Raw genomic sequence first — 18,755 nt, 5'->3', positions numbered from 1 at the left:
AGTCTTAAAAACCCTTTATTTTCAATCACCGTTGTAGATTAATCATCCGTAGCAGTCCGACAAGATCTCCCTGAATCCATGAAAAATATGTATAGTGATGTGTATAGATTTTTTATACGCATTTTTGGCTTATACACATGGCACTTACAGATATACAAATCAAACGAGCAAAGCCCCAAGACAAGCCATACACATTGAACGACGGGCAAGGCCTGTCATTGCTTATCAATCCCGATGGCTCGAAGGGCTGGCGTTTCCGTTTCCGCTTTGCCGGAAAAGCGCGGTTAATGTCATTTGGCAGCTACGACCTTGTGAGCCTAGCTGAAGCACGTGAGAAGCGTGAGATCGCTCGTAAGCAAGTTGCCAATGGCATTGACCCGGTTGAGGAACGCAAAGCCCAGAAACTGGTTCAGCAGCTCTCCACTGAAAACTCATTCGAAGCTATATGTCGAGAATGGCACGCCAACAAAGCTGACCGCTGGACAGTGGCCTATCGCGAAGAAATCATTAAGACATTTGAACAAGATGTGTTCCCGTTCATTGGTAAACGCCCTATCAGTGAAATCAAACCGTTAGAACTGCTTGAAGTATTGCGACGAATAGAGAAGCGTGGCGCACTTGAGAAAACACGTAAGGTGCGTCAGAGGTGCGGTGAGGTTTATCGCTATGCAATCATAACTGGCCGCGCTGAATACAATCCTGCGCCTGATTTAGCCATCGCTCTGGCTGTTCCTAAGCAAAAACATCATCCATTTCTATCTGCCGAAGAATTGCCTCATTTTATTCAGGATCTCGAAGCGTATACCGGTAGCATCATCACCAAAAATGCTACGAAGATAGTCATGCTGACTGGTGTAAGAACGCAGGAGATGCGCTTTGCTACGTGGGAAGAAGTAGACCTCGAAAAAGGTATATGGGAGATACCAGCGGAACGTATGAAAATGCGTAGACCTCACATTGTGCCTCTATCTGCTCAGGTGATTGACCTTTTCAGACAACTCAAGCCTATTACAGGTCATTATCCCTTCATTTTTATAGGTAGGAACAATCGGACAAAACCCATCAGCAAGGAAAGCGTAAATCAAGTAATCGAGCTCCTCGGCTATAAAGGAAGAGCTACAGGACACGGTTTTAGACATAGTTTATCGACAATATTGCATGAGAAAGGCTATAACAGTAATTGGATAGAGTTGCAGCTGGCGCATGTTGATAAAAACAGTATAAGAGGCACTTACAACCACGCGCAGTACCTCTTACAACGGAAAGAAATGCTTCAGTGGTATGCTGATTTTTTAATGTAAGGAACCCATATGTCTTATTTTACTAACACAGCGGTAAATATCGAAGGTAACAGAAAGTTAAGAACCCCACAAATTGAGGCTTATATAAAAATAAGGGATTTTTTCAGCAATCCGGGTCAACGTGAAGCTCTCGTGGTTCTACCTACAGGTACAGGTAAGAGTGGATTAATCTCTATTGCACCTTACGGGGTATCTCAAAAAAGAGTGTTGATTATTACACCTGGCCTTGTTACTAAAGATAGTATTCGAAAGACGCAAGAAGTGTTAGAAGATAACTTTTGGATAAATTATGATATTGTCTTCAGCAGTAAGGATATTCCAGTTGTCAGTGAATATGTACCAGACATATCTCCTGAACACTTAGAGAAAAGTCATATTATATTTTCTAATATACAACGCATATCAGGTAACAGAAAAAGCGCACTCATTAATCGAGTTCCAGAAGACTTTTTTGATTTTATCATCGTTGATGAAGCACATCATGCCCCAGCACAAAGCTGGCGTGATGCACTTAAGTATTTCTCTACTGCAAAAGTTTTACATGTTACAGGGACTCCTTATCGTGGTGATGCTCAAGAAGTTCCAGGAGAGAAAATTCATGAAACACCGTTATCAGAAGTAATGAGGGCAAAGTATGTCAAATGGTTAAGAAAAGAAACTGTTAATGCTCATGAGCTGTATTTTACGACTCCAGATATACCTAATAAAAAACTTACTAAAGAAGATATTTTAGAATTTAAAGATAAAGAATGGATTGAAAAAAGTGTCGCGCTCTCACCTGAATGTTCAAATGATGTGATTGAGCATAGTATTTTGAAGTTAAATATACTTAAAGAAGCGTCTCCTAATGTCCCACATAAAATCCTCGCTGTAGGATGCAGCATTACGCATGCCGAAGATTTAGCTAAATGGTATGAGGCAAAAGGTCTGCGTGTAATTATTGTTCATAGTGAAATGGATGATGAAATAAAAGCAGATGCTTTTCTTAACATTGAAAATCATAACGCAGATGTTGTTATTTCAGTAAATATGTTAATGGAAGGCTACGATCATAAATATTTGAGTATACTGGCAATATTCAGACCTTATAGAAGTCTTAACGCTTTTGCTCAAGTCGTAGGTAGAATTCTACGTGCAATTCCTGACAAGGAGATTACGGCATTTGAAATAGATAATAATGGGGTCGTAATTTTCCATGAAGAAATAGGGTTAAACTCGATGTGGGAAAACTTCCAGAGCGAGGTAGATAGAGCCCGTAGAACCATCAATCGAGAATATACGTTTACTGATGATGATTATAGAGAAAGAGAAAGTTTCTTAGCTGGTGTAGCAAGTGAAGGCGCCTATATCAGTGATCAAGACTCTTATTTGGAAGATATTGATTTTAATTCTTTATTCGAAGAGAAAAGAGCTGAGATAAATAAAACAGTTGATGAGCAGTTAGAGAAGTTTAAGAAGGCAAGCCTTGATGCAGGACTAACGCTACCTGAAGACACTCTGGAATTATTTAAAAGAAACTTAGTTGAACAAGAATCCAGAAAGGCTGCAGGTGTAATAGACCAAGACCTATTAGAAAAAAGGCCGCACCTTGCTCGTAAAAAAATGAGAGAAATCTTAACCGCAAAGATTAAGGAAGAGGCATCTAACCTTCTGATAATAAATGGACTTGATGAGAAAGGACGAGAGTTACAACCTATTTTTTCACCACACCTTAGGAATTTACAGACAACTGATGCAAATGATGCTATTATTGTAAAATTCATTTTGGGTAAATTGTACAGACAATTTGGTCCTGTAAAAGAACGAGATAACCAAACTTTGCAGAATTCCATTAATGCAATACCTGAAATTTTAGATGAAGTATCGAGGATGTTAAAATGATTAATGTAGCTCAAATTTTGAAGAATTTAGCTGCCTTTTGTTCAGTAAAGGGTGTGCAACCTGACGAACTCATAACAGCTATATTTGAAAAAGAATACAAAAAGATTGAAACATATAAGGTCAATTCTTTTATTTATTTCATCATGAATTATTGCGAACACATTGATGATGAAGAAAACATTATTTCCATGCGTTATATTTATGACGAGAATCGATCGCTCGTAAAAATAGAGCAAAAGATAAATAATGGACGTTACTCTATCCAATGGGATAGAAATGACGCACTGAAAAAATACATAATGAATCAACTTTCTGATCTCCCGCATCAGAAAAGAGAAGACGTCTATCAATTAATTTTAGAAAACCTGCCTGTTGATGCAGGTTTCTCCTTACCCCCGAAATTAAAACTTGTCAGCTAAGTTATTATTTCACTAAAGGCACCTTTCGGTGCCTTTTTCAATGCTAATTCCAAAAGCCTCAAACATACCTCGTAATCTATAAAAACCATTTTTACTCCCGCCCCCTACATTATGCATAATATCAACATGCTCTAGCGCGCAATGCTCTCCCCGCCACGCCTGCCCGCTTAATGGGCCGCTTTTAATGCAGGTGCAAAGGTGGTCTCAGGCCGCGCCACGACTGGCGCTGGTCTGTCATGCCGGAGCGAAAAAACGCATGCAAAACCATGCACCTTATGGATGCATGGCTTATTTCGTTAAAAATAGCGGGATTTACGGGGATTTTTTGACAGGCTACTGCGCGGCCAGTTCGGCGCGTCGACGGGTGTAAATCATGTTCTGTGCAGGGGTGAATTTTTCACGATTATCATCCCGCGAAGGCGCGTCAGGCCTGTATCCGATGGCCGTTAAAATATCTTTATCCTGTGCAGAATAATTAATTTCATTTTCAACGGTCAGCCAGACGGAAAGAGCTTCTCTCAGGTAAGAGACTGAACGGTCAAGCGCGCGATTTTTTATCATCGCGGGCTGGTTTTTAATCCCCATCAGCTCCGGTGCCAGTGCGGCGGCCAGCTCTGCGCCGTTCTGCTGCATAAAATCATGCAGCCGGTTACGGATGCTGATGCGCTGCACCTCCTCATGCGAGAAGATGTAGCGACCGGCGGCCTGATTAACTTCCCATTTTTTTACGTCAATCAGGTCACGCAGCATCTGTAATCTGCGGGAGCCTGATACATTGTCATCCAGCAATAATTCCTGATATTCCTGCATTGCGGCGGCCAGTTCGGTTTTACGGTTCAGCCACGCGGTTTTGTTCGTCTGACAGGCGTCATAGGCCTGCTGTAAGGTCAGAGTGGTCACGGGTTGTCTCTCCTGATTAATGGCGGAACGGCGAGCTGTAGCAGCCTTTTACCCGACGGGGTGCCATGGGGGCTGTCGGCACCGGCGCGGGTTTCTCATCGACGACCGGCGAACGTATCACTTCAAAGATGGACTCATGCGTTTTGAATGTCGCCGAGCAGTGCACATTCTGGCACTGCAGGTAACTCTCTTTGACGCTCTCAGACATATAGCGGCTGGTGCGAACGTGTGCCGCTGTGCGGCAGAAAGGGCAGCGCATCATGACAATAACCCCCGTGCTTTCAGGTCAGCTTCACGTTCCCACATTTTTTCCTGCCAGACTTTTCGCTGACCGGGCGTGGTCGCAACGTCATGTTCCATATGCGGCAGTGTGGAAGCCGACAGCCCTGTTTTAAACAGCACCGGTTCATCGGTCAGACGGATATTGCAGCCCTTTACGGCCTGTTCAAGCCATGCTTTCACCTGCTGCATCACAACTTTTTCCGGTTCGATATATCCCTGATGCCCGGTCGTATTAGCAAGCGGATTATTCAGAACCAGTATGTTGAGTTTCATTGCTCTGATGAGGGCACCGCAGCTTTCACGCAGGGCTGCATCAAGTTCATGCTCTGCATACTGACTGAGGACGCCGTGATGTGCCTGACGGTATGCTCTGGCCGTGCGGTCACAGGCTCCTTTGAGTCTGTCCAGCTCAAAAGATAGTACCTCGTTCATGCTGTCACATTCCTGCGCCAGTTCCCGCCGTGCCACGCGCGCCAGATGGCGTTGTTTCAGCTCATCGGTAATGACAGCACCACCGGCACGAAAGGCGGCGCGCCATGCGCCGGAATCATTGCCGTTTTCCTGCTCCAGTTCCTTTTTTTGTGCTTTCACCTGGCTGATGGCCGCCGTGGTTTCATTCATGTGTCGGGCATTAATGAGATGTTCCTCTCTGGCCGTCTCAAGCCGTTCCATTGCAGGTTTAAGGTAGTCGGGAATAACATCGGTATGAGTCATGTCGGGTCTCCTCTTCGTTTCAATCTGAGGAGATTCTGCCGCGCCGGACACAACAACACGATTCATTGCCGTTGTGGCAAAAATGGTACAAACAAACCTTAAAACCCGGCTGGCCAGAGAAAGGTCTCAGGAAAACCCTACTCACCGTTTGTTTTTTTACTTATAACTATTCACTACTGTTCACTGAAAAGAAAAAGATAAGTAATACAGCAAGATAAAGGGTGAATAGTTGGGGGTATAACTGTTCACCGACTGTTCACTACTATTCACCTTTTGCTTTTTGCCTGGGTTGTCGGATTTAGTCTTTTTTCCGATTAATTATGAGGAAATATATAAATGAAAGTAATTAAAGTTACTGCAATGTAATGCATTGATTTGCATCTGTTTGCCAGCATTTGCCATTGTTCAAAAATCGCTCTGTTGTGTGGTGAAGCACTACAAAATGACTTGTTGCTCTGAAGGAAAATATTCACAAAATAGAGAGCTACCCGAAGCCGGACGGACACGACCGGCACTGTATGGACTTTGTGAGGTAGCCCGATGCACACTGCTTTTTCTTCCCCGTCTTCTGCCCCTGCCGCGCCGCTGATGCCGGTCTCTGATGCCGTTCAGGAGCGCTTTATCCGCCTGCCTGAAGTGATGCATCTGTGCGGCCTGTCCCGGTCAACCATTTACGACCTCATCAGCCGCGAGGCTTTCCCGAAACAAATCAGCCTGGGCGGAAAAAACGTGGCGTGGGCGCAGTCTGAAATCACCGCATGGATGACTGACCGCATTGCCGAACGCAACCGGGGCTATGACGCATGATGATGACCGTTCAGCAAACAGCCCCTTTTTCTGGCTTGCTTCTTTTCGTCGTTTCCAGGTATAGTTTTCCCGCTGTCGCAAAATCGGCAGCCGGGATTTGCAGCCCGTGTAACTTATTGGCGACACAACACGCGCCGAGCGTGTTTTTTTATGTCGTTGCTCAGACACACCTATTTTTCGGGCTGTGGTGCTTACACCGTGGCTCCTGTCAGATAATGGTGGTCCGGGCGGGGCAGCCTTCGGGCTGGCCGGTTTCCAATAAGGCCGGTACTGCAAACCCCGTCCGGGCTACCACCCATGAGATTTGCAGCTCTGGTGGTGGCGATAACCGCTACTTATTGGAGATTGCCGCTATGGCTACGACCCTCACCCCGTCACACCCGCAGTTTGTCTTTGTGTTTGCCGGCGTTCGTCGTGCAGACCGTAAACCCCGTATCTGTATGCTTCGCACCGTTGCCGGTGATGAACACGCCGCACGTCTTTCCCTCGTTCGCGATTACGTCCTCTCGTTTGCTGGCCGTCTGCCGGTTGCGGAGGTGCGCGCATGAAACACACCACCATTACCGCCCGTGACCTCGAATGCCTTGAGCACATGCGCAACATCGGCCAGCTCGTCGGCGACCTGATGCAGGTACAGGACTGCGCCACCGTTCGTCGTGACCCGGCGCAGCACTTACAGCTCACCTCCGTGATTTACCTCATGACCGCCCAGCTCGACGGCGTGGTCGAACGCTGCAATCAGCAGTGGCTTACCGGGGAGGGTAACGTATGAAAAAGCCATTACCGCCCGTATTACGCGCCGCGCTGTATCGTCGCGCAGTGGCCTGTGCATGGCTGACCCTGTGCGAACGCCAGGACCGCTACCCGCACCTCACCCTCGACGCGCTGGAAAGCGCCATTGCCGCCGAGCTGGAGGGCTTCTACCTGCGCCAGCACGGCGAGGAAAAAGGCCGCCAGATTGCCTGTGCGTTACTGGAGGATTTAATGGAAGCCGGCCCCCTCAAAGCCGCGCCGTCGCTGTCCTTTCTCGGGCTGGCCGTGATGGATGAGCTTTGCGCCCGCCATATCACCGCACCGGTACTGCACTGAGGGAGAAAATAACCATGAAAATGAACGTAACAGAAACCGTAAAACAGGCGTGCGGCCACTGGCCGCGCATTCTCCCTGCGCTGGGGGTGAAGGTGATTAAAAACCGCCATCAGTCCTGCCCGGTGTGCGGCGGCTCTGACCGTTTTCGCTTTGACGATAAAGAGGGGCGCGGGACGTGGTTCTGCAATCAGTGCGGCGCGGGTGACGGGCTTAAGCTGGTAGAAAAAGTGTTTGGCGTGACCCCGTCAGAAGCTGCCGGGAAGGTGAACGCCGTGACCGGCAACCTGTCGCCGGTTGCCCCGGAAATGATTGCGGCCGCAGAGGCTGAAACTGAGGCCGACCGCAAAGCCGCCGCCGCGCTGGCCGTAAAACTGATGGAGAAAGCCCGACCGGCCACCGGCAATGCCTACCTCACCCGCAAGGGCTTCCGCGACCGGGAATGTCTGACGCTCACCGTCATGCATAAAACCGGCGGCGTGACGTTCCGCGCCGGTGATGTGGTTGTCCCGCTGTATGACGATACCGGCGCACTGGTAAACCTTCAGCTTATCAATGCTGACGGTCTCAAACGCACCCTGAAAGGCGGTCAGATCAAAGGGGCATGTCATGTCATCGAAGGGAAAAAACAGGCCGGAAAACGCCTGTGGATTGCAGAGGGGTATGCGACCGCACTCACCGTCCATCACCTGACCGGGGAAACCGTCATGGTGGCGCTGTCCTCCGTGAACCTCCTTTCTCTGGCGAGCCTTGCCCGTCAGAAGTACCCGGCCTGTCAGATTGTCCTCGCTGCCGACCGCGACCTTAACGGCGACGGCCAGACAAAAGCCGCAGCGGCCGCAGAAGCCTGTGAGGGCGTTGTTGCCCTGCCGCCGGTGTTTGGTGACTGGAATGATGCGTTTATGCAGAAAGGCGAGGAGGCCACGCGGAAAGCGATTTATGACGCCATCCGGCCTCCGGCTGACAGCCCTTTCACTACCATGAGCGAGGCGGAATTTACCGCCATGAGCACCAGTGAAAAGGCAATGCGGGTGCATGAACATTACGGCGAAGCGCTGGCCGTGGACGCGAACGGTCAGCTCCTGTCCCGTTATGAGGCCGGGATATGGAAAATCATTCCGCCGTCGGACTTTGCACGCGACGTGGCCGGGTTGTTCCAGCGTCTGCGCGCCCCGTTCTCGTCGGGAAAAATTGCCTCGGTGGTGGAGACCCTGAAACTGATTATTCCGCAGCAGGATACACCAGCGCGACGGCTGATTGGCTTTCGCAACGGCGTGCTTGATACCAAAAGCGGTATATTCAGCCCGCACAGCAAAACGCACTGGCTGCGCACCCTGTGCGACGTGGATTTCACCCCGCCAGTGGAGGGGGAAACGCTGGAGACGCACGCGCCGAATTTCTGGCGCTGGCTTGACCGTGCCGCCGGTGGCAGACCGGAAAAACGCGACGTGATACTTGCCGCCCTGTTTATGGTGCTGGCGAACCGCTACGACTGGCAGCTCTTTCTTGAGGTGACCGGGCCGGGAGGGAGCGGGAAAAGTATTCTGGCCGAAATTGCAACGATGCTCGCCGGGGAAGAAAACGCCACGTCGGCGACCATCGAAACGTTGGAATCACCGCGTGAACGTGCCGCACTGATTGGTTTCTCGCTTATCCGTCTGCCTGACCAGGAAAAATGGAGCGGTGACGGGGCAGGACTTAAGGCCATCACTGGCGGTGATGCTGTATCGGTCGACCCGAAATACAAGGATGCGTATTCCACTCATATTCCGGCGGTGATTCTGGCCGTGAACAATAACCCGATGCGCTTTACCGACCGCAGCGGCGGCGTTTCCCGTCGCCGGGTGATCCTGCATTTCCCGGAGCAGATTGCCCCGGAAGAGCGCGACCCGCAGCTCAAGAACAAAATCGCCCGCGAGCTGGCCGTGATTGTGCGCCAGCTAATGCAGAGGTTCAGCGACCCGATGACCGCCCGCGCACTGCTCCAGTCACAGCAGAACTCCGACGAGGCGCTCAGTATTAAACGTGATGCCGACCCGACATTTGATTTTTGTGGTTACCTTGAAGCACTGCCGGAGCCTGAGGGTATGTATATTGGCAATGCAAACATCATTCCGCGTCAGCCGCGCCTGTATCTGTATCATGCCTATCTGGCGTATATGGAAGCCCACGGCTACAGGAATACCCTGAGCCTGACTATGTTCGGTAAGGGGTTGCCAGCCATGCTGAAAGAGTACGGGCTAAATTATGAGAAGCGCCGAAAAAATCAGGGCATACAAACCAATCTCACGCTAAGAGAGGAAAGCAACGCCGACTGGTTGCCGAAATGTGATAACCCCATAACGAAATAACCTACCCTGACCGGCAATCGCCGGTCTTTTTTTACCTGCAAAACGGCAAAAGTGAACGGTAAAGTGTTCACTGTTCACCAACCATTCACCGTGTAACATAATGATTTCAATGAACAAAAATACACAGTGAACAGTGTGAACAGTTTTTCTAAAAAAAAGTTTTTTTCTGAGGTCTGTCACTGGTGACTTATCAATAGATAGTTTGTCAGTCCAGCAAATGTGTATAGAGATGTGTATAAAAAATAGAATGTAAATATTAAAATCCCAATAAATACATGACATTAAGCCACATATCGAACTCCTGTGATCTTCCGCCAATTATAATAATATTTAATTCCTAATTAAGATTATATCCATTAATTAATACCATTTATATCTATAAATTTCACAGGTGAAATAATGAGTGGTTTATTCGGCATGGAATACAAAGATATTGTAATGACAGCAGCAGTAATAATTGGCCCCATACTTGCTGTAGAAATACAAAAAATATTAGAGCAATTTCGTGAAAAAAAACAAAATCGCTTATATATATTTAGAACTTTGATGTCAACCAGATCACAAAGACTCCATAGAGATCACGTACAAGCACTAAATATGATTGATATCGAATTCTACGGACGGAAAATTCCATTAATTAAGACACGGTATCAAACAAGCAGAGAGCAGGCAGTAACCCATGCCTGGAAAAGCTATAACAATCACTTAAACAAAGCAAAAGAATACCCTGATATAAATATATGGATATCAAAATCCGATGATTTATTCACCGAGCTTTTATATACGATCGCACAAGCCATGAATTATGACTTTGATAAAGTACAATTACAAAGAGATTGTTACAGACCGATAGCTCATGGAGATTTAGAAACCACTCAAGCTAACATATTAAAAGGTCTTGAAGATATATTTTCTGGTAAAAGTTCTTTACCAATGAGTATAACGAATATCCCTTTCAACGGGACAAATACAAGGGATCAGGAAGCTCAGATGGGTAGCCAAGACCTTGATAGTAATAAGCCCTAACCTTTTGGCTCAATTCCTTTATGACGCAGCTCCTCTCTCGCCAGTTCCTTTAACCAACTGGCGAGACTTACCCCTTCTTCTGCCGCCACAGCATCCAATTGCTCCTTCAATGCCGGATCAATACGCATTTTGAACTGCGGTGATTGACCGCCGCCTTTTGGTTTTTTTTCGCGCGATATGATTGACATGGGGCCACCTATCCAATTATCTTAATCACATAGGAGGCCACCTAAAAACCTCCTACACTAGCAACGCCCCGATGTGCGGGAACACAGCCGGAGCGTCTAACCTCACCAACTATCAAGGAGTTGATTATGGCTGATTCGCATTCTACCCCAGACACCAACCAATCCGGAACCGAGCGTTCGCTAATTGTGGGATATCGCCCGAATGTTTTCGACAAATCCACGCCCAAAATCATTCTCTCCGGCAAGTGGCTACGCGCGGCGGGATTTGATACCGGGCAACAGGTTACCGTAAAAGTGATGAACGGTTGTATCGTCCTGATGGTCTATGGCGAACAGGAGCAACGGTTGCAAAATGAGCTGAAAGAGGCCAGTCAGAAGCTGAACAGAATCGAGAGCACACTGGCGACTCTCCAGTGAAATACGGCTGAACCTGCAAGCGGTACTTACAGGTTCAATTGGTGCCGGATGGCGCTTGCACTTATCCGGCCTACGGGCTGCATGCAACAAGTGACAACATTGCGGCTTTTTATTGCAGTTGTTCGGTTTTACCGAACAACTGCAATAACCATCATATTTCATACGTAATAAAGCCGCCGATCGGTTAATCAGCGGCTTTTCCATTACTCACTTACATCAGAAATTATATTTCACGCCAAGCATACCGCGGGTATCGCTGTAGCCTTTGTCGCCAACCTGTTGGGCCACGTTGCTCCATACGTTGAGGCGCGGAGTGATTTGACCTTCAACACCCACTTTCAGCTCGCCGATGTTCTTCGTGCCGCGCATGTCGTTTCTCACATCGTCCATCTTCACGCTGGCAGTCTGCGTGTTATGGATCCAGTTGGCTTCGACAAACGGCTGGAACTCGCGAGATTTACCGTCATCGATGGCGTTATGGCCGTTGATAAAAGCTTTCACGCCCAGGCGAGTCATCAGGTTGCCATCGGTGTCATCCTTCACGCGGGTCCCGTTCGCTTCGCGATGGCTGTCGGCCTGCACGTCCATCCACACCACCTGCGCTTTCGGTTGCAGCCAGTAGCTATTGCGCTCGCTTTCGCCCAGTTTAAAGCTGTAACCGGCTTCGACCGAGGCGGTGATACCGCTGGATTTATATTTCTCTGTCGCCTGCTCCTGACCCATCACTTTGTTATCAAACCAGTTGTATAGCGCCCAGGTATCTACGTAGGTGCCGGTCTTGTCTGCGTCATTGGCATACCAGGTGCCGTACAGCCCCACGCTGTAACCGGTGACCTGACCACGAGAGTGGTAGCCGGTCAGGCTGGACTGCGTGCGGTTCTGGCTGTTGGCATAACCTGCCATCGCGCCAATATGCCAGCGGTCGAGGCCATCGCTACTCCATTGCGCCAGATCGCCGCCTAACTGTAAGACGTAGCTGTTGCTTTGGGTTTTCAACTGCCCGCTACCGTCTTTGAAGCGGGTATGCGCGCCAACGTTACGCATCCACAGGCTGGTCACTTTTTTCTCGCCCGTCAGCATGTCGACGTACTGCGTTTCACCCAGACGATCGTGCAGTCGGGTCATGAACAGTGTGTTAGCGGCATAGTTGTTCGCCAGATAACTGCCGGCTTCCGGACGATACTGTTGCTCCGTGACCGGCGGAACATGAGGCTCTTCCGGCTCAGGAATAACCGGGTCCACAGGATCGATCGGGTCCGGGTCGACCGGATCAGGGATAATCGGATCAACCGGGTCCGGGTCTACGGGATCAGGGTCAACAGGGTCCACCGGATCGGGCGGAGCAGGAATGAAGCTGGTCAGATACCAGTTGCTGCCCTTCTGCACTACGTTATAGTCGTACGCCCCGGCGACAATACGGCTCGCTTTCTCAAATGTGCCGTCAGAGTTGCCAGCAACCTCGATTATCTCAATGCCTTCAACGGTCTGCGCCCCAGTACCGCCAATGTTGTTCACCGCCACAAAGGCATTACCCGTCGTGTTGCCGAGCACTGTCAACTTATTGGTTTCGGAGGCATCGTCATTCAGAACGGTATTGAAAACCAGTTTGCCGCCATTCCCGGTAAAATCTTCATTGATAGTTAGCGTCTGCCACGGTTCGCCGTCAGCATGGCCAAAGTTAACCACTGCCCCACTGTTCAGCGTCAGGTCGGTCAGCGTTGAGCTGTTGGTCATATTCCAGGTCGCATCGCTCATTTGCAGCGAGATGACCCCCGTCCCGGCGGTCGCGCTGGTGATATAAGACGCCCCGCTCCATAGCGAGTTGTCGGTCATGTTGAGCTTAATCGTACTGTTTTGCTGGGGCAGGCTGCTGGTCGCGTTTGTCCCTCCGGCAGCATGAAGATCTCCGTCGATAAGGAAGCGTCCACCGGCGGATCCGTCTACGGTGCCGCCCGTTTCGGTGCTGATGGCATAGCTTTCAGTACTGTGGTCGCCCACCATAGTAATCGCGGCGCCGCCGGCCAGGTTAATCGCCCCGCGTGAAATCGCAAACAGGCCGCGTGGCGCTTTGCTGTATGAAGCCGCTTTTCCAGAACTGTTCACGATAATGGTCGCGTTGTCGCCCAGGTTCACGGTCGCGTTGGTGGAATAGACCGCATGCGCGCTCGCGCCGTTAACCGTAATAGTGGCGTTATTACCCAGTTCCGTTTTAGAAGATGTGGCAGCATAAATGCCCGTTGAGGAGGCGCCAGACGTCTCGATGGTAGCGTCATTGCCAAGCAGGATTGAGGAACCGCTCTGCCCGGAGCGAAGACCTTCAGAGCCGTCGCCGGTCGTCACAATATGCGCACGATCGCCAACGACAATCGTATTTTTGGCAAGCGTCGCATCTCGCATGGCATTGGCGGTGATACCACGCCCCTGGTTACCCGTCGTTTTGATGTACAGATCATCACCGACGTAGATATTAGCCGAGCCTATCCAGCCCTGGCCTATTGCGTTATAACCGGCGTTAATACCGTCACCATCCTGACCGTCTACATAAATACTGGTGCGATCCCCGGTGATGATAAAGACCGGGTTATCCGGCGTATTGGCCCCATGCGTGCGGATACCGTCAACATCTTTACCATTATTGGCGGCATTCTTTGACTGGGTGCGGATCGTCAGGTCGTCACCAAAAATAACGCCCGGACTACCCGTCGCGCTGTTCTGAATAACAGTAACAGAGTGCTCAAAAGCTTCAGCACCGGGTCCATTTAACGTTAATCCATTACCATAAACAGGAATGGTGCCCGCACTCCACTGATAAACATAATTTGGCATGGCGCTGGTTTTAGCGAAATTGGCATTGGCCTGCGCAGGGATTATTGCCTGCAATTCCGGGGGCAGACTGCTAACCAGACCGCTGGAAGGAAGACTATCAACATCAACCCAGGCTGCATGGGCTGAAAATACCATAGACGTTAATGCGGCTGAAACCGCGATGGCAATACGAGAGTAAGATTTGGGATTTGGCATATTAGCCTCCTGCTATCAGGCGTAGAGCGTCCACCACATCGCAAGGATGTGAAATAATAAAAATCAGAAATGCGTTATAAAATATTCGATAGAATTTGATGAATACTATGGCCCAACTTATCTTCAAGCCGGAGCTTATAGACGTATATTTTCTTAATATCAATATTATCTATCTGGGTAATTTGCTGAATACTTTTTCCTGAGACAAATCGCTTCAGTAATATCATTTCTGTATAGTTGAGTGTGCGCCCTCGTTTACTGTTAGCGAGATGACCCGTAAATAATCGTCTCATCTTCTGATGCTGTACGTCATCATCATCATCAGAATATATAATGCCTTGTATTTTATTGCTTTTCGACAGCCAGTAATTGGCTAACGGCGCCAGGTTCCGGTCCGCAATCAAAACAATATGCATACCGCTATACGCCAGACGGTCAACCCATTTCGGGTCAGCGAACAGGCGCAGGTTGGGGAAGGAGAAATCCACAAAAATAAACCCGCGGGATAAATGGTTTTGATTATTAAGCAAAAGTTTTTCAATAACGCCTCGTTGTAAAAAACCGTTTCCCTCAGGCCAGATCGCAAAAGCGGCACGGTGACAGTAGCTGGCGCGTACCGCAGTATCCGGAAATAATTGACAGGATAATTCACAGCTTATGCAACGAATACTCTGTGATGGGGATCTGTTCATAAAAAATGACTCCTGTTATTTTTCCATAAATATTTCATCGGTAAATAAATGTGTCAATCCGACACGTATGACATTCCTTGTCAGTTAATAACAGCAACCCTAAAAAAATGTAATAAACTCTTGATGCGCTAATATGTACGTACGGTAAGCAATGCCATACCGCTAAGTTTTTTTGTGTTTTATCTCAGAATAACAATCTGGGCATTAGGAATTTTATGCATAAATTAAAACCCTAGGATAAATCTTAAAAAAGCACTATTTGCTAAAAAATAACCGCTGTAAAGGTTACTCGTTAATTACACAATTCAGATAACTCAATCACCCTTGTTGCTCTGTGGATAAATATAATGATAACCCAGATAAAACTGTAATGAATTCTCATTATTTAACATTAGCTAATTCCCACCTAAGAAATTAAGTTAATAACATATTGTATTTGAAGGATTTTTATCCCCTAAGTGAAATTCTTATCTTAGATCATGTACAAAGAGTGAGGCGTCTTATCGATTTGGATGTAAAATTTAAGGGGTGTGCAAGGACACGCTGTGATACGTTTTGGTTACTGAGGGCTGGGCAATTGTATCTTATCAATCAGTTGGTCGAATTTAATCCTGATAGCAAAAGTCTGGTCAATCGTCAGACCGGGCGCACAATACAACTCCAGCTCCCAGCTTCGCTCTGTTTTCTCTATTTAATTACTCACGCAAGTGACATTGTTTCCCAGAACACGTTGATGATAGTGGGTTGGGGAGAGAGAAATAATGTCACCAGCACCAACACGTTCTACCAGGCAATTCTGACGTTACGTAATGCGCTGGCGGAGGTGGGACTACCGCGTGATACGGTGAAAACTATTTCCCGGCGAGGGCTGAGATTGAATGAAAACACTCAGGTAGAAGTGATAACGGATCCTCAGAGTGACGTTTCCCAGTCACCGGTTATTGAGGAGCGCGCGCCTGCAAAGGTAATTCTTACCGCACCACAACAAACGACGCAGATCTCCTGGTGGAACATTTTATTTAGCGTTAGTGTTGTTATTGCCACTCTGGTTATCTGGCTGGTGTGGTATCAGACTCGCCCGGTTATGCCATTTAGTAAGTTTGTCTCTGTTTCCATGCAGATCCCTTCGCGGCAAAACTGCAAAATTTATTACTCTCCGAATGAGTACGACCAGCATGGCTATTTCAGTCTGATGCAACTTCATCCTTTTCTCTGTGAAAACAACAAACACGTGTTTCTATCCGGCTACCTCAAAGCAGAAAGGATGGTGGCATTTGTATGCGATAAAGATGCGCGGATTGATGCCCACGCATTTTGTACTACCCATTATTACTGGATGCGCGGGCAATGAAAAAATCACGCCACATAATCTTGCTCACTATTGGCCTGGCTACCTTGCTCGGTTCAGGCAGTTGGCTATGGTATTCGCGCTATGCCGAAAAGCCGCTGAATTGCGTTGGGAACGTTGAATGGAATATTGGCAGCAACCGCTTTGCCGGTACGGTTTCATTTCGGATGTACAACCAGGAAGGTTTATCAACAATTACCGGTAAACTGTATGGGCGTAATACCTCAGACATCAGCAGGAACATCTATTTCAGCTACACCCAACAGCGTGATGCGCGGGTGTTACAGGCCATGCAAGTCGTCAAAACCTTCGCCGACACGGCCGATGAAGCGGATATCAACAATACGTTGCCCGGGTTTTATCGGCAGACCGGACGCAGCCTGAGCCTGGTCATGGAGGAGTATAAGGGCGCATGGATTTTCGCCAGTTCCAATGTTCCCTCGCTGTATTGCCGCAAAAGGTAACGTCATATCCGGAAACAAAAAGCACGGTGCTGCCACGGGATTCACTTTTGTCATCATTAACTTACGCGACACAGGTCACTGAATCCACTAATAAGCCATTCTATTCTTCACCGCGAATCAGGAAACATCCTGAATATCAGGATATTCGTTGCGTAATAATTAAGCGAAATGGACGTTTTATTTTGTCCAGAAGACTTCAACCTACGCATGAATATTTGGAGAAGACGTGGGCAGGGGCGTTTATCTCTCTCGCGAGACATGTCTGAGCATTCAGACGTTATCGCATTTCAGGAAACGGTATGTTTCCGGTGTATTTTTGGCGTACATATGAGGGATACGTAATGTTTACTTTTAAAAAGTGCCTGATTGCACTTTCAATAAATTTGGCGGTTGTTTCATCAGGTTTTGCTTGTACGACCCTGCTGGTCGGCAATGAAGCATCCGCGGACGGCTCCATGTTGGTCGCCCGTAGCGCAGACAGCGATGCCCTGAAAGCACAGCATTTTGTCATTCATCCGGCAAAACAGAATCAGACCGGGGTATACAGCACCAAAGCACATAATGGCGCGAATGATTTTACCTGGCCACTGCCGAAAAACTCTCTGCGTTATACCACCGTCCCAAACTGGAAAACTCAACTGCACGGCGCGACCGGATTTAACGAACTGGGCGTCGGTGTGAGTGGAACAGAATCTATTTTTGCTTCACCAAAAGCGCTGGCCGCCGACCCGTACGTTGAGGATAAAGGGATCACTGAAGACGATATCCCGGATATTCTGCTGTCGCAGAGCAAAACCGCACGTGACGCCGTTGCGCTGCTGGGACATATTGTTGAAACCGTCGGTGCGGGCGAAGGCTTTGGCGTTGCCGTCGTCGACGATAACGAGATCTGGTACCTGGAAACCGGCAGCGGCCACCAGTGGATGGCGCAGCGCCTGCCTAATAACCAATATTTCGCCACCGGTAATCAGGGCCGCCTACAGGATTACGATCCTAAAAACCCGGATATGATGGCGTCAAAAAATCTGATTCAGTTCGCAACGGAAAAAGGTCTGTACGAACCGGCGAAAGATGGCAAATTCAACTTCTCTAAAGCCTATACCCGTGATGACGAGCGTGACCGTACGTATAACGATCCTCGCGTATGGACCATCCAGAAAACGTTCAATCCTTCCGCAAATCAGGATATGGCCAAAGGACGTGAATTCCCGGTCTTCATGAAGCCAGAGAAGAAAATGACGCTGGACGATGTAAAAGCCGTGCTGCGTAGCCACTATGAAGGCACCAGTCATGACCCGTACACCAACGGCCTGAACGGTAAAGAGCCGTGGCGTCCGGTCAGCGTCTTCCGCACCTATGAAGCGCACGTTATGCAGGTACGTCCGTGGTTGCCAAAAGAGATCGGTGAAACAACCTACATTGGTCTGGGTATGGCCGATCTCACCGCCTTTGTTCCGTACTACAGCGGCCTGAAAGCATATCCGGCCAACTATACAATGGGTACAGATAAGGCTGACGATCAATCCATCTACTGGAAATATCGTAAATTGCAGACGCTGACGATGACCGATTATCCGAAGCTCGCGCCAATCGTCAAAAAGGCCTACAAAGCGTGGGAAGATAAAGTGGCGAAGGAGCAAAAAGAGGTCGAAGCAGAATATCTGAAGATGGCGAAAACCAATAAACCTGCCGCAGATAAAATGCTGAATGACTTCAACCTGCGCATAATGGCTGATGCAGAGAAGTTAACGGAAGATCTCACTAATCAGTTGTTTACCATCCGCACCAAAGACATTCAGTCTGATATTTTCTTTGCTAACGCAGCGAAAAAAGACTAAGTCACACCACAGTAATGTAC

19 protein-coding genes are annotated in these 18,755 nt (G+C 48.3%); 13 read left to right on the top strand and 6 right to left on the bottom strand.

Going from position 1 to position 18,755, the window contains the following annotated elements; genetic code table 11:
- Positions 1-137: 137 nt before the first annotated feature.
- The 3 genes from M4I31_RS00400 to M4I31_RS00390 are packed head-to-tail and all read left to right on the top strand — an operon-like array spanning position 138 to position 3,601.
- A complete protein-coding gene (locus M4I31_RS00400) occupies positions 138-1,301 on the top strand; it encodes an integrase arm-type DNA-binding domain-containing protein (protein ID WP_200448189.1) in 1,164 nt (387 codons plus the stop codon).
- Positions 1,302-1,310: 9 nt separating this feature from the next.
- Positions 1,311-3,182, top strand: a complete 1,872-nt coding sequence (locus M4I31_RS00395) for a DEAD/DEAH box helicase (protein WP_042998655.1) — start codon at positions 1,311-1,313, stop codon at positions 3,180-3,182.
- Positions 3,179-3,601 carry a hypothetical protein gene (locus M4I31_RS00390; RefSeq protein WP_042998656.1) on the top strand — a complete coding sequence of 141 codons (423 nt, stop codon included), beginning with the start codon at positions 3,179-3,181 and terminating at the stop codon, positions 3,599-3,601. The genes M4I31_RS00395 and M4I31_RS00390 overlap by 4 nt, the downstream gene beginning before the upstream one ends.
- Positions 3,602-3,934: 333 nt before the next feature.
- On the opposite strand, the gene M4I31_RS00385 is transcribed toward M4I31_RS00390, so the two are convergent.
- Genes M4I31_RS00385 through M4I31_RS00375 form a run of 3 tightly spaced genes read right to left on the bottom strand, consistent with a single transcriptional unit; the run spans position 3,935 to position 5,497 of the window.
- Entirely contained in the window at positions 3,935-4,501 is a 567-nt protein-coding gene (locus tag M4I31_RS00385; protein WP_003827213.1) for a phage polarity suppression protein, read from the bottom strand.
- A gap of 16 nt (positions 4,502-4,517) precedes the next feature.
- Positions 4,518-4,763 carry an ogr/Delta-like zinc finger family protein gene (locus tag M4I31_RS00380; RefSeq protein ID WP_003827212.1) on the bottom strand — a complete coding sequence of 82 codons (246 nt, stop codon included), beginning with the start codon at positions 4,761-4,763 and terminating at the stop codon, positions 4,518-4,520.
- The gene (locus tag M4I31_RS00375) at positions 4,760-5,497 is read right to left on the bottom strand and encodes a glycoprotein 3 (RefSeq protein WP_250856849.1); all 738 of its coding nucleotides are present in this window, start codon (positions 5,495-5,497) and stop codon (positions 4,760-4,762) included. The genes M4I31_RS00380 and M4I31_RS00375 overlap by 4 nt, the downstream gene beginning before the upstream one ends.
- A gap of 540 nt (positions 5,498-6,037) precedes the next feature.
- Here M4I31_RS00375 and M4I31_RS00370 point away from each other — a divergent pair.
- The 6 genes from M4I31_RS00370 to M4I31_RS00345 all read left to right on the top strand — a co-directional run bounded on the left by M4I31_RS00370 (position 6,038) and on the right by M4I31_RS00345 (position 10,767).
- Positions 6,038-6,304: an AlpA family transcriptional regulator gene (locus M4I31_RS00370; RefSeq protein WP_003827209.1), complete on the top strand. Its 267-nt coding sequence runs from the start codon at positions 6,038-6,040 to the stop codon at positions 6,302-6,304.
- Positions 6,301-6,852 (top strand): host cell division inhibitor Icd-like protein, encoded by a 552-nt coding sequence (locus M4I31_RS00365; RefSeq protein WP_250856848.1) that lies wholly within the window; start codon positions 6,301-6,303, stop codon positions 6,850-6,852. Before M4I31_RS00370 ends, M4I31_RS00365 begins: the two co-directional genes overlap by 4 nt.
- The gene (locus tag M4I31_RS00360; protein WP_003827205.1) at positions 6,849-7,076 is read left to right on the top strand and encodes a hypothetical protein; all 228 of its coding nucleotides are present in this window, start codon (positions 6,849-6,851) and stop codon (positions 7,074-7,076) included. The genes M4I31_RS00365 and M4I31_RS00360 overlap by 4 nt, the downstream gene beginning before the upstream one ends.
- Positions 7,073-7,393 carry a DUF5375 domain-containing protein gene (locus M4I31_RS00355; protein WP_250856847.1) on the top strand — a complete coding sequence of 107 codons (321 nt, stop codon included), beginning with the start codon at positions 7,073-7,075 and terminating at the stop codon, positions 7,391-7,393. Before M4I31_RS00360 ends, M4I31_RS00355 begins: the two co-directional genes overlap by 4 nt.
- A gap of 14 nt (positions 7,394-7,407) precedes the next feature.
- Complete coding sequence (locus tag M4I31_RS00350; protein WP_250856846.1) at positions 7,408-9,741, top strand: primase-helicase zinc-binding domain-containing protein; 2,334 nt, start codon at positions 7,408-7,410, stop codon at positions 9,739-9,741.
- A 399-nt stretch (positions 9,742-10,140) separates the two neighbouring features.
- Positions 10,141-10,767, top strand: coding sequence for a DUF6680 family protein (locus M4I31_RS00345; RefSeq protein WP_051594495.1), 627 nt, complete (start codon positions 10,141-10,143; stop codon positions 10,765-10,767).
- On the opposite strand, the gene M4I31_RS00340 is transcribed toward M4I31_RS00345, so the two are convergent.
- Positions 10,764-10,955, bottom strand: coding sequence for a toxin-antitoxin system HicB family antitoxin (locus tag M4I31_RS00340; RefSeq protein WP_085049118.1), 192 nt, complete (start codon positions 10,953-10,955; stop codon positions 10,764-10,766). The genes M4I31_RS00345 and M4I31_RS00340 overlap by 4 nt on opposite strands.
- 126 nt (positions 10,956-11,081) lie before the next feature.
- Between M4I31_RS00340 and M4I31_RS00335 the strand changes: the two genes are divergently transcribed.
- Positions 11,082-11,372 (top strand): SymE family type I addiction module toxin, encoded by a 291-nt coding sequence (locus M4I31_RS00335; RefSeq protein ID WP_085049119.1) that lies wholly within the window; start codon positions 11,082-11,084, stop codon positions 11,370-11,372.
- Positions 11,373-11,588: 216 nt separating this feature from the next.
- Here M4I31_RS00335 and misL read toward each other — a convergent pair whose 3' ends face one another.
- Both misL and M4I31_RS00325 read right to left on the bottom strand, forming a co-directional pair.
- A complete protein-coding gene (misL, locus tag M4I31_RS00330; RefSeq protein ID WP_085049120.1) occupies positions 11,589-14,393 on the bottom strand; it encodes an intestinal colonization autotransporter adhesin MisL in 2,805 nt (934 codons plus the stop codon).
- Positions 14,394-14,467: 74 nt separating this feature from the next.
- Positions 14,468-15,085 (bottom strand): helix-turn-helix transcriptional regulator, encoded by a 618-nt coding sequence (locus tag M4I31_RS00325; RefSeq protein WP_038635555.1) that lies wholly within the window; start codon positions 15,083-15,085, stop codon positions 14,468-14,470.
- 577 nt (positions 15,086-15,662) lie between these two features.
- On the opposite strand from M4I31_RS00325, the gene M4I31_RS00320 reads away from it, so the two are divergent.
- The 3 genes from M4I31_RS00320 (at position 15,663) to M4I31_RS00310 (ending at position 18,735) form a co-directional block, all read left to right on the top strand.
- On the top strand, positions 15,663-16,436 hold the full coding sequence (locus tag M4I31_RS00320) for a transcriptional regulator (RefSeq protein ID WP_085049165.1): 774 nt from the start codon (positions 15,663-15,665) through the stop codon (positions 16,434-16,436).
- Positions 16,433-16,897: a hypothetical protein gene (locus M4I31_RS00315; protein WP_085049121.1), complete on the top strand. Its 465-nt coding sequence runs from the start codon at positions 16,433-16,435 to the stop codon at positions 16,895-16,897. The genes M4I31_RS00320 and M4I31_RS00315 overlap by 4 nt, the downstream gene beginning before the upstream one ends.
- 341 nt (positions 16,898-17,238) lie before the next feature.
- Positions 17,239-18,735, top strand: a complete 1,497-nt coding sequence (locus M4I31_RS00310; protein WP_069323827.1) for a C69 family dipeptidase — start codon at positions 17,239-17,241, stop codon at positions 18,733-18,735.
- Positions 18,736-18,755: the final 20 nt, after the last annotated feature.

It is taken from the genome of Citrobacter sp. XT1-2-2, from assembly GCF_023516235.1.
Classification (GTDB): domain Bacteria; phylum Pseudomonadota; class Gammaproteobacteria; order Enterobacterales; family Enterobacteriaceae; genus Citrobacter; species Citrobacter werkmanii.
The sequence above is the reverse complement of the archived record's forward strand: the minus strand, read 5'-3'. Positions and strand labels throughout refer to the sequence as shown.

Coding starts and splice junctions, on each gene's coding strand:
- M4I31_RS00335 (WP_085049119.1), top strand. CDS start 11,082: ATGGCTGATTCGCATTCTACCCCAGACACCAACCAATCCGGAACCGAG.
- M4I31_RS00340 (WP_085049118.1), bottom strand. CDS start 10,955: ATGTCAATCATATCGCGCGAAAAAAAACCAAAAGGCGGCGGTCAATCA.
- M4I31_RS00380 (WP_003827212.1), bottom strand. CDS start 4,763: ATGATGCGCTGCCCTTTCTGCCGCACAGCGGCACACGTTCGCACCAGC.
- M4I31_RS00390 (WP_042998656.1), top strand. CDS start 3,179: ATGATTAATGTAGCTCAAATTTTGAAGAATTTAGCTGCCTTTTGTTCA.
- M4I31_RS00350 (WP_250856846.1), top strand. CDS start 7,408: ATGAAAATGAACGTAACAGAAACCGTAAAACAGGCGTGCGGCCACTGG.
- M4I31_RS00400 (WP_200448189.1), top strand. CDS start 138: ATGGCACTTACAGATATACAAATCAAACGAGCAAAGCCCCAAGACAAG.
- M4I31_RS00345 (WP_051594495.1), top strand. CDS start 10,141: ATGAGTGGTTTATTCGGCATGGAATACAAAGATATTGTAATGACAGCA.
- misL (WP_085049120.1), bottom strand. CDS start 14,393: ATGCCAAATCCCAAATCTTACTCTCGTATTGCCATCGCGGTTTCAGCC.
- M4I31_RS00365 (WP_250856848.1), top strand. CDS start 6,301: ATGATGATGACCGTTCAGCAAACAGCCCCTTTTTCTGGCTTGCTTCTT.
- M4I31_RS00315 (WP_085049121.1), top strand. CDS start 16,433: ATGAAAAAATCACGCCACATAATCTTGCTCACTATTGGCCTGGCTACC.
- M4I31_RS00395 (WP_042998655.1), top strand. CDS start 1,311: ATGTCTTATTTTACTAACACAGCGGTAAATATCGAAGGTAACAGAAAG.
- M4I31_RS00375 (WP_250856849.1), bottom strand. CDS start 5,497: ATGACTCATACCGATGTTATTCCCGACTACCTTAAACCTGCAATGGAA.
- M4I31_RS00360 (WP_003827205.1), top strand. CDS start 6,849: ATGAAACACACCACCATTACCGCCCGTGACCTCGAATGCCTTGAGCAC.
- M4I31_RS00325 (WP_038635555.1), bottom strand. CDS start 15,085: ATGAACAGATCCCCATCACAGAGTATTCGTTGCATAAGCTGTGAATTA.
- M4I31_RS00355 (WP_250856847.1), top strand. CDS start 7,073: ATGAAAAAGCCATTACCGCCCGTATTACGCGCCGCGCTGTATCGTCGC.
- M4I31_RS00370 (WP_003827209.1), top strand. CDS start 6,038: ATGCACACTGCTTTTTCTTCCCCGTCTTCTGCCCCTGCCGCGCCGCTG.
- M4I31_RS00310 (WP_069323827.1), top strand. CDS start 17,239: ATGTTTACTTTTAAAAAGTGCCTGATTGCACTTTCAATAAATTTGGCG.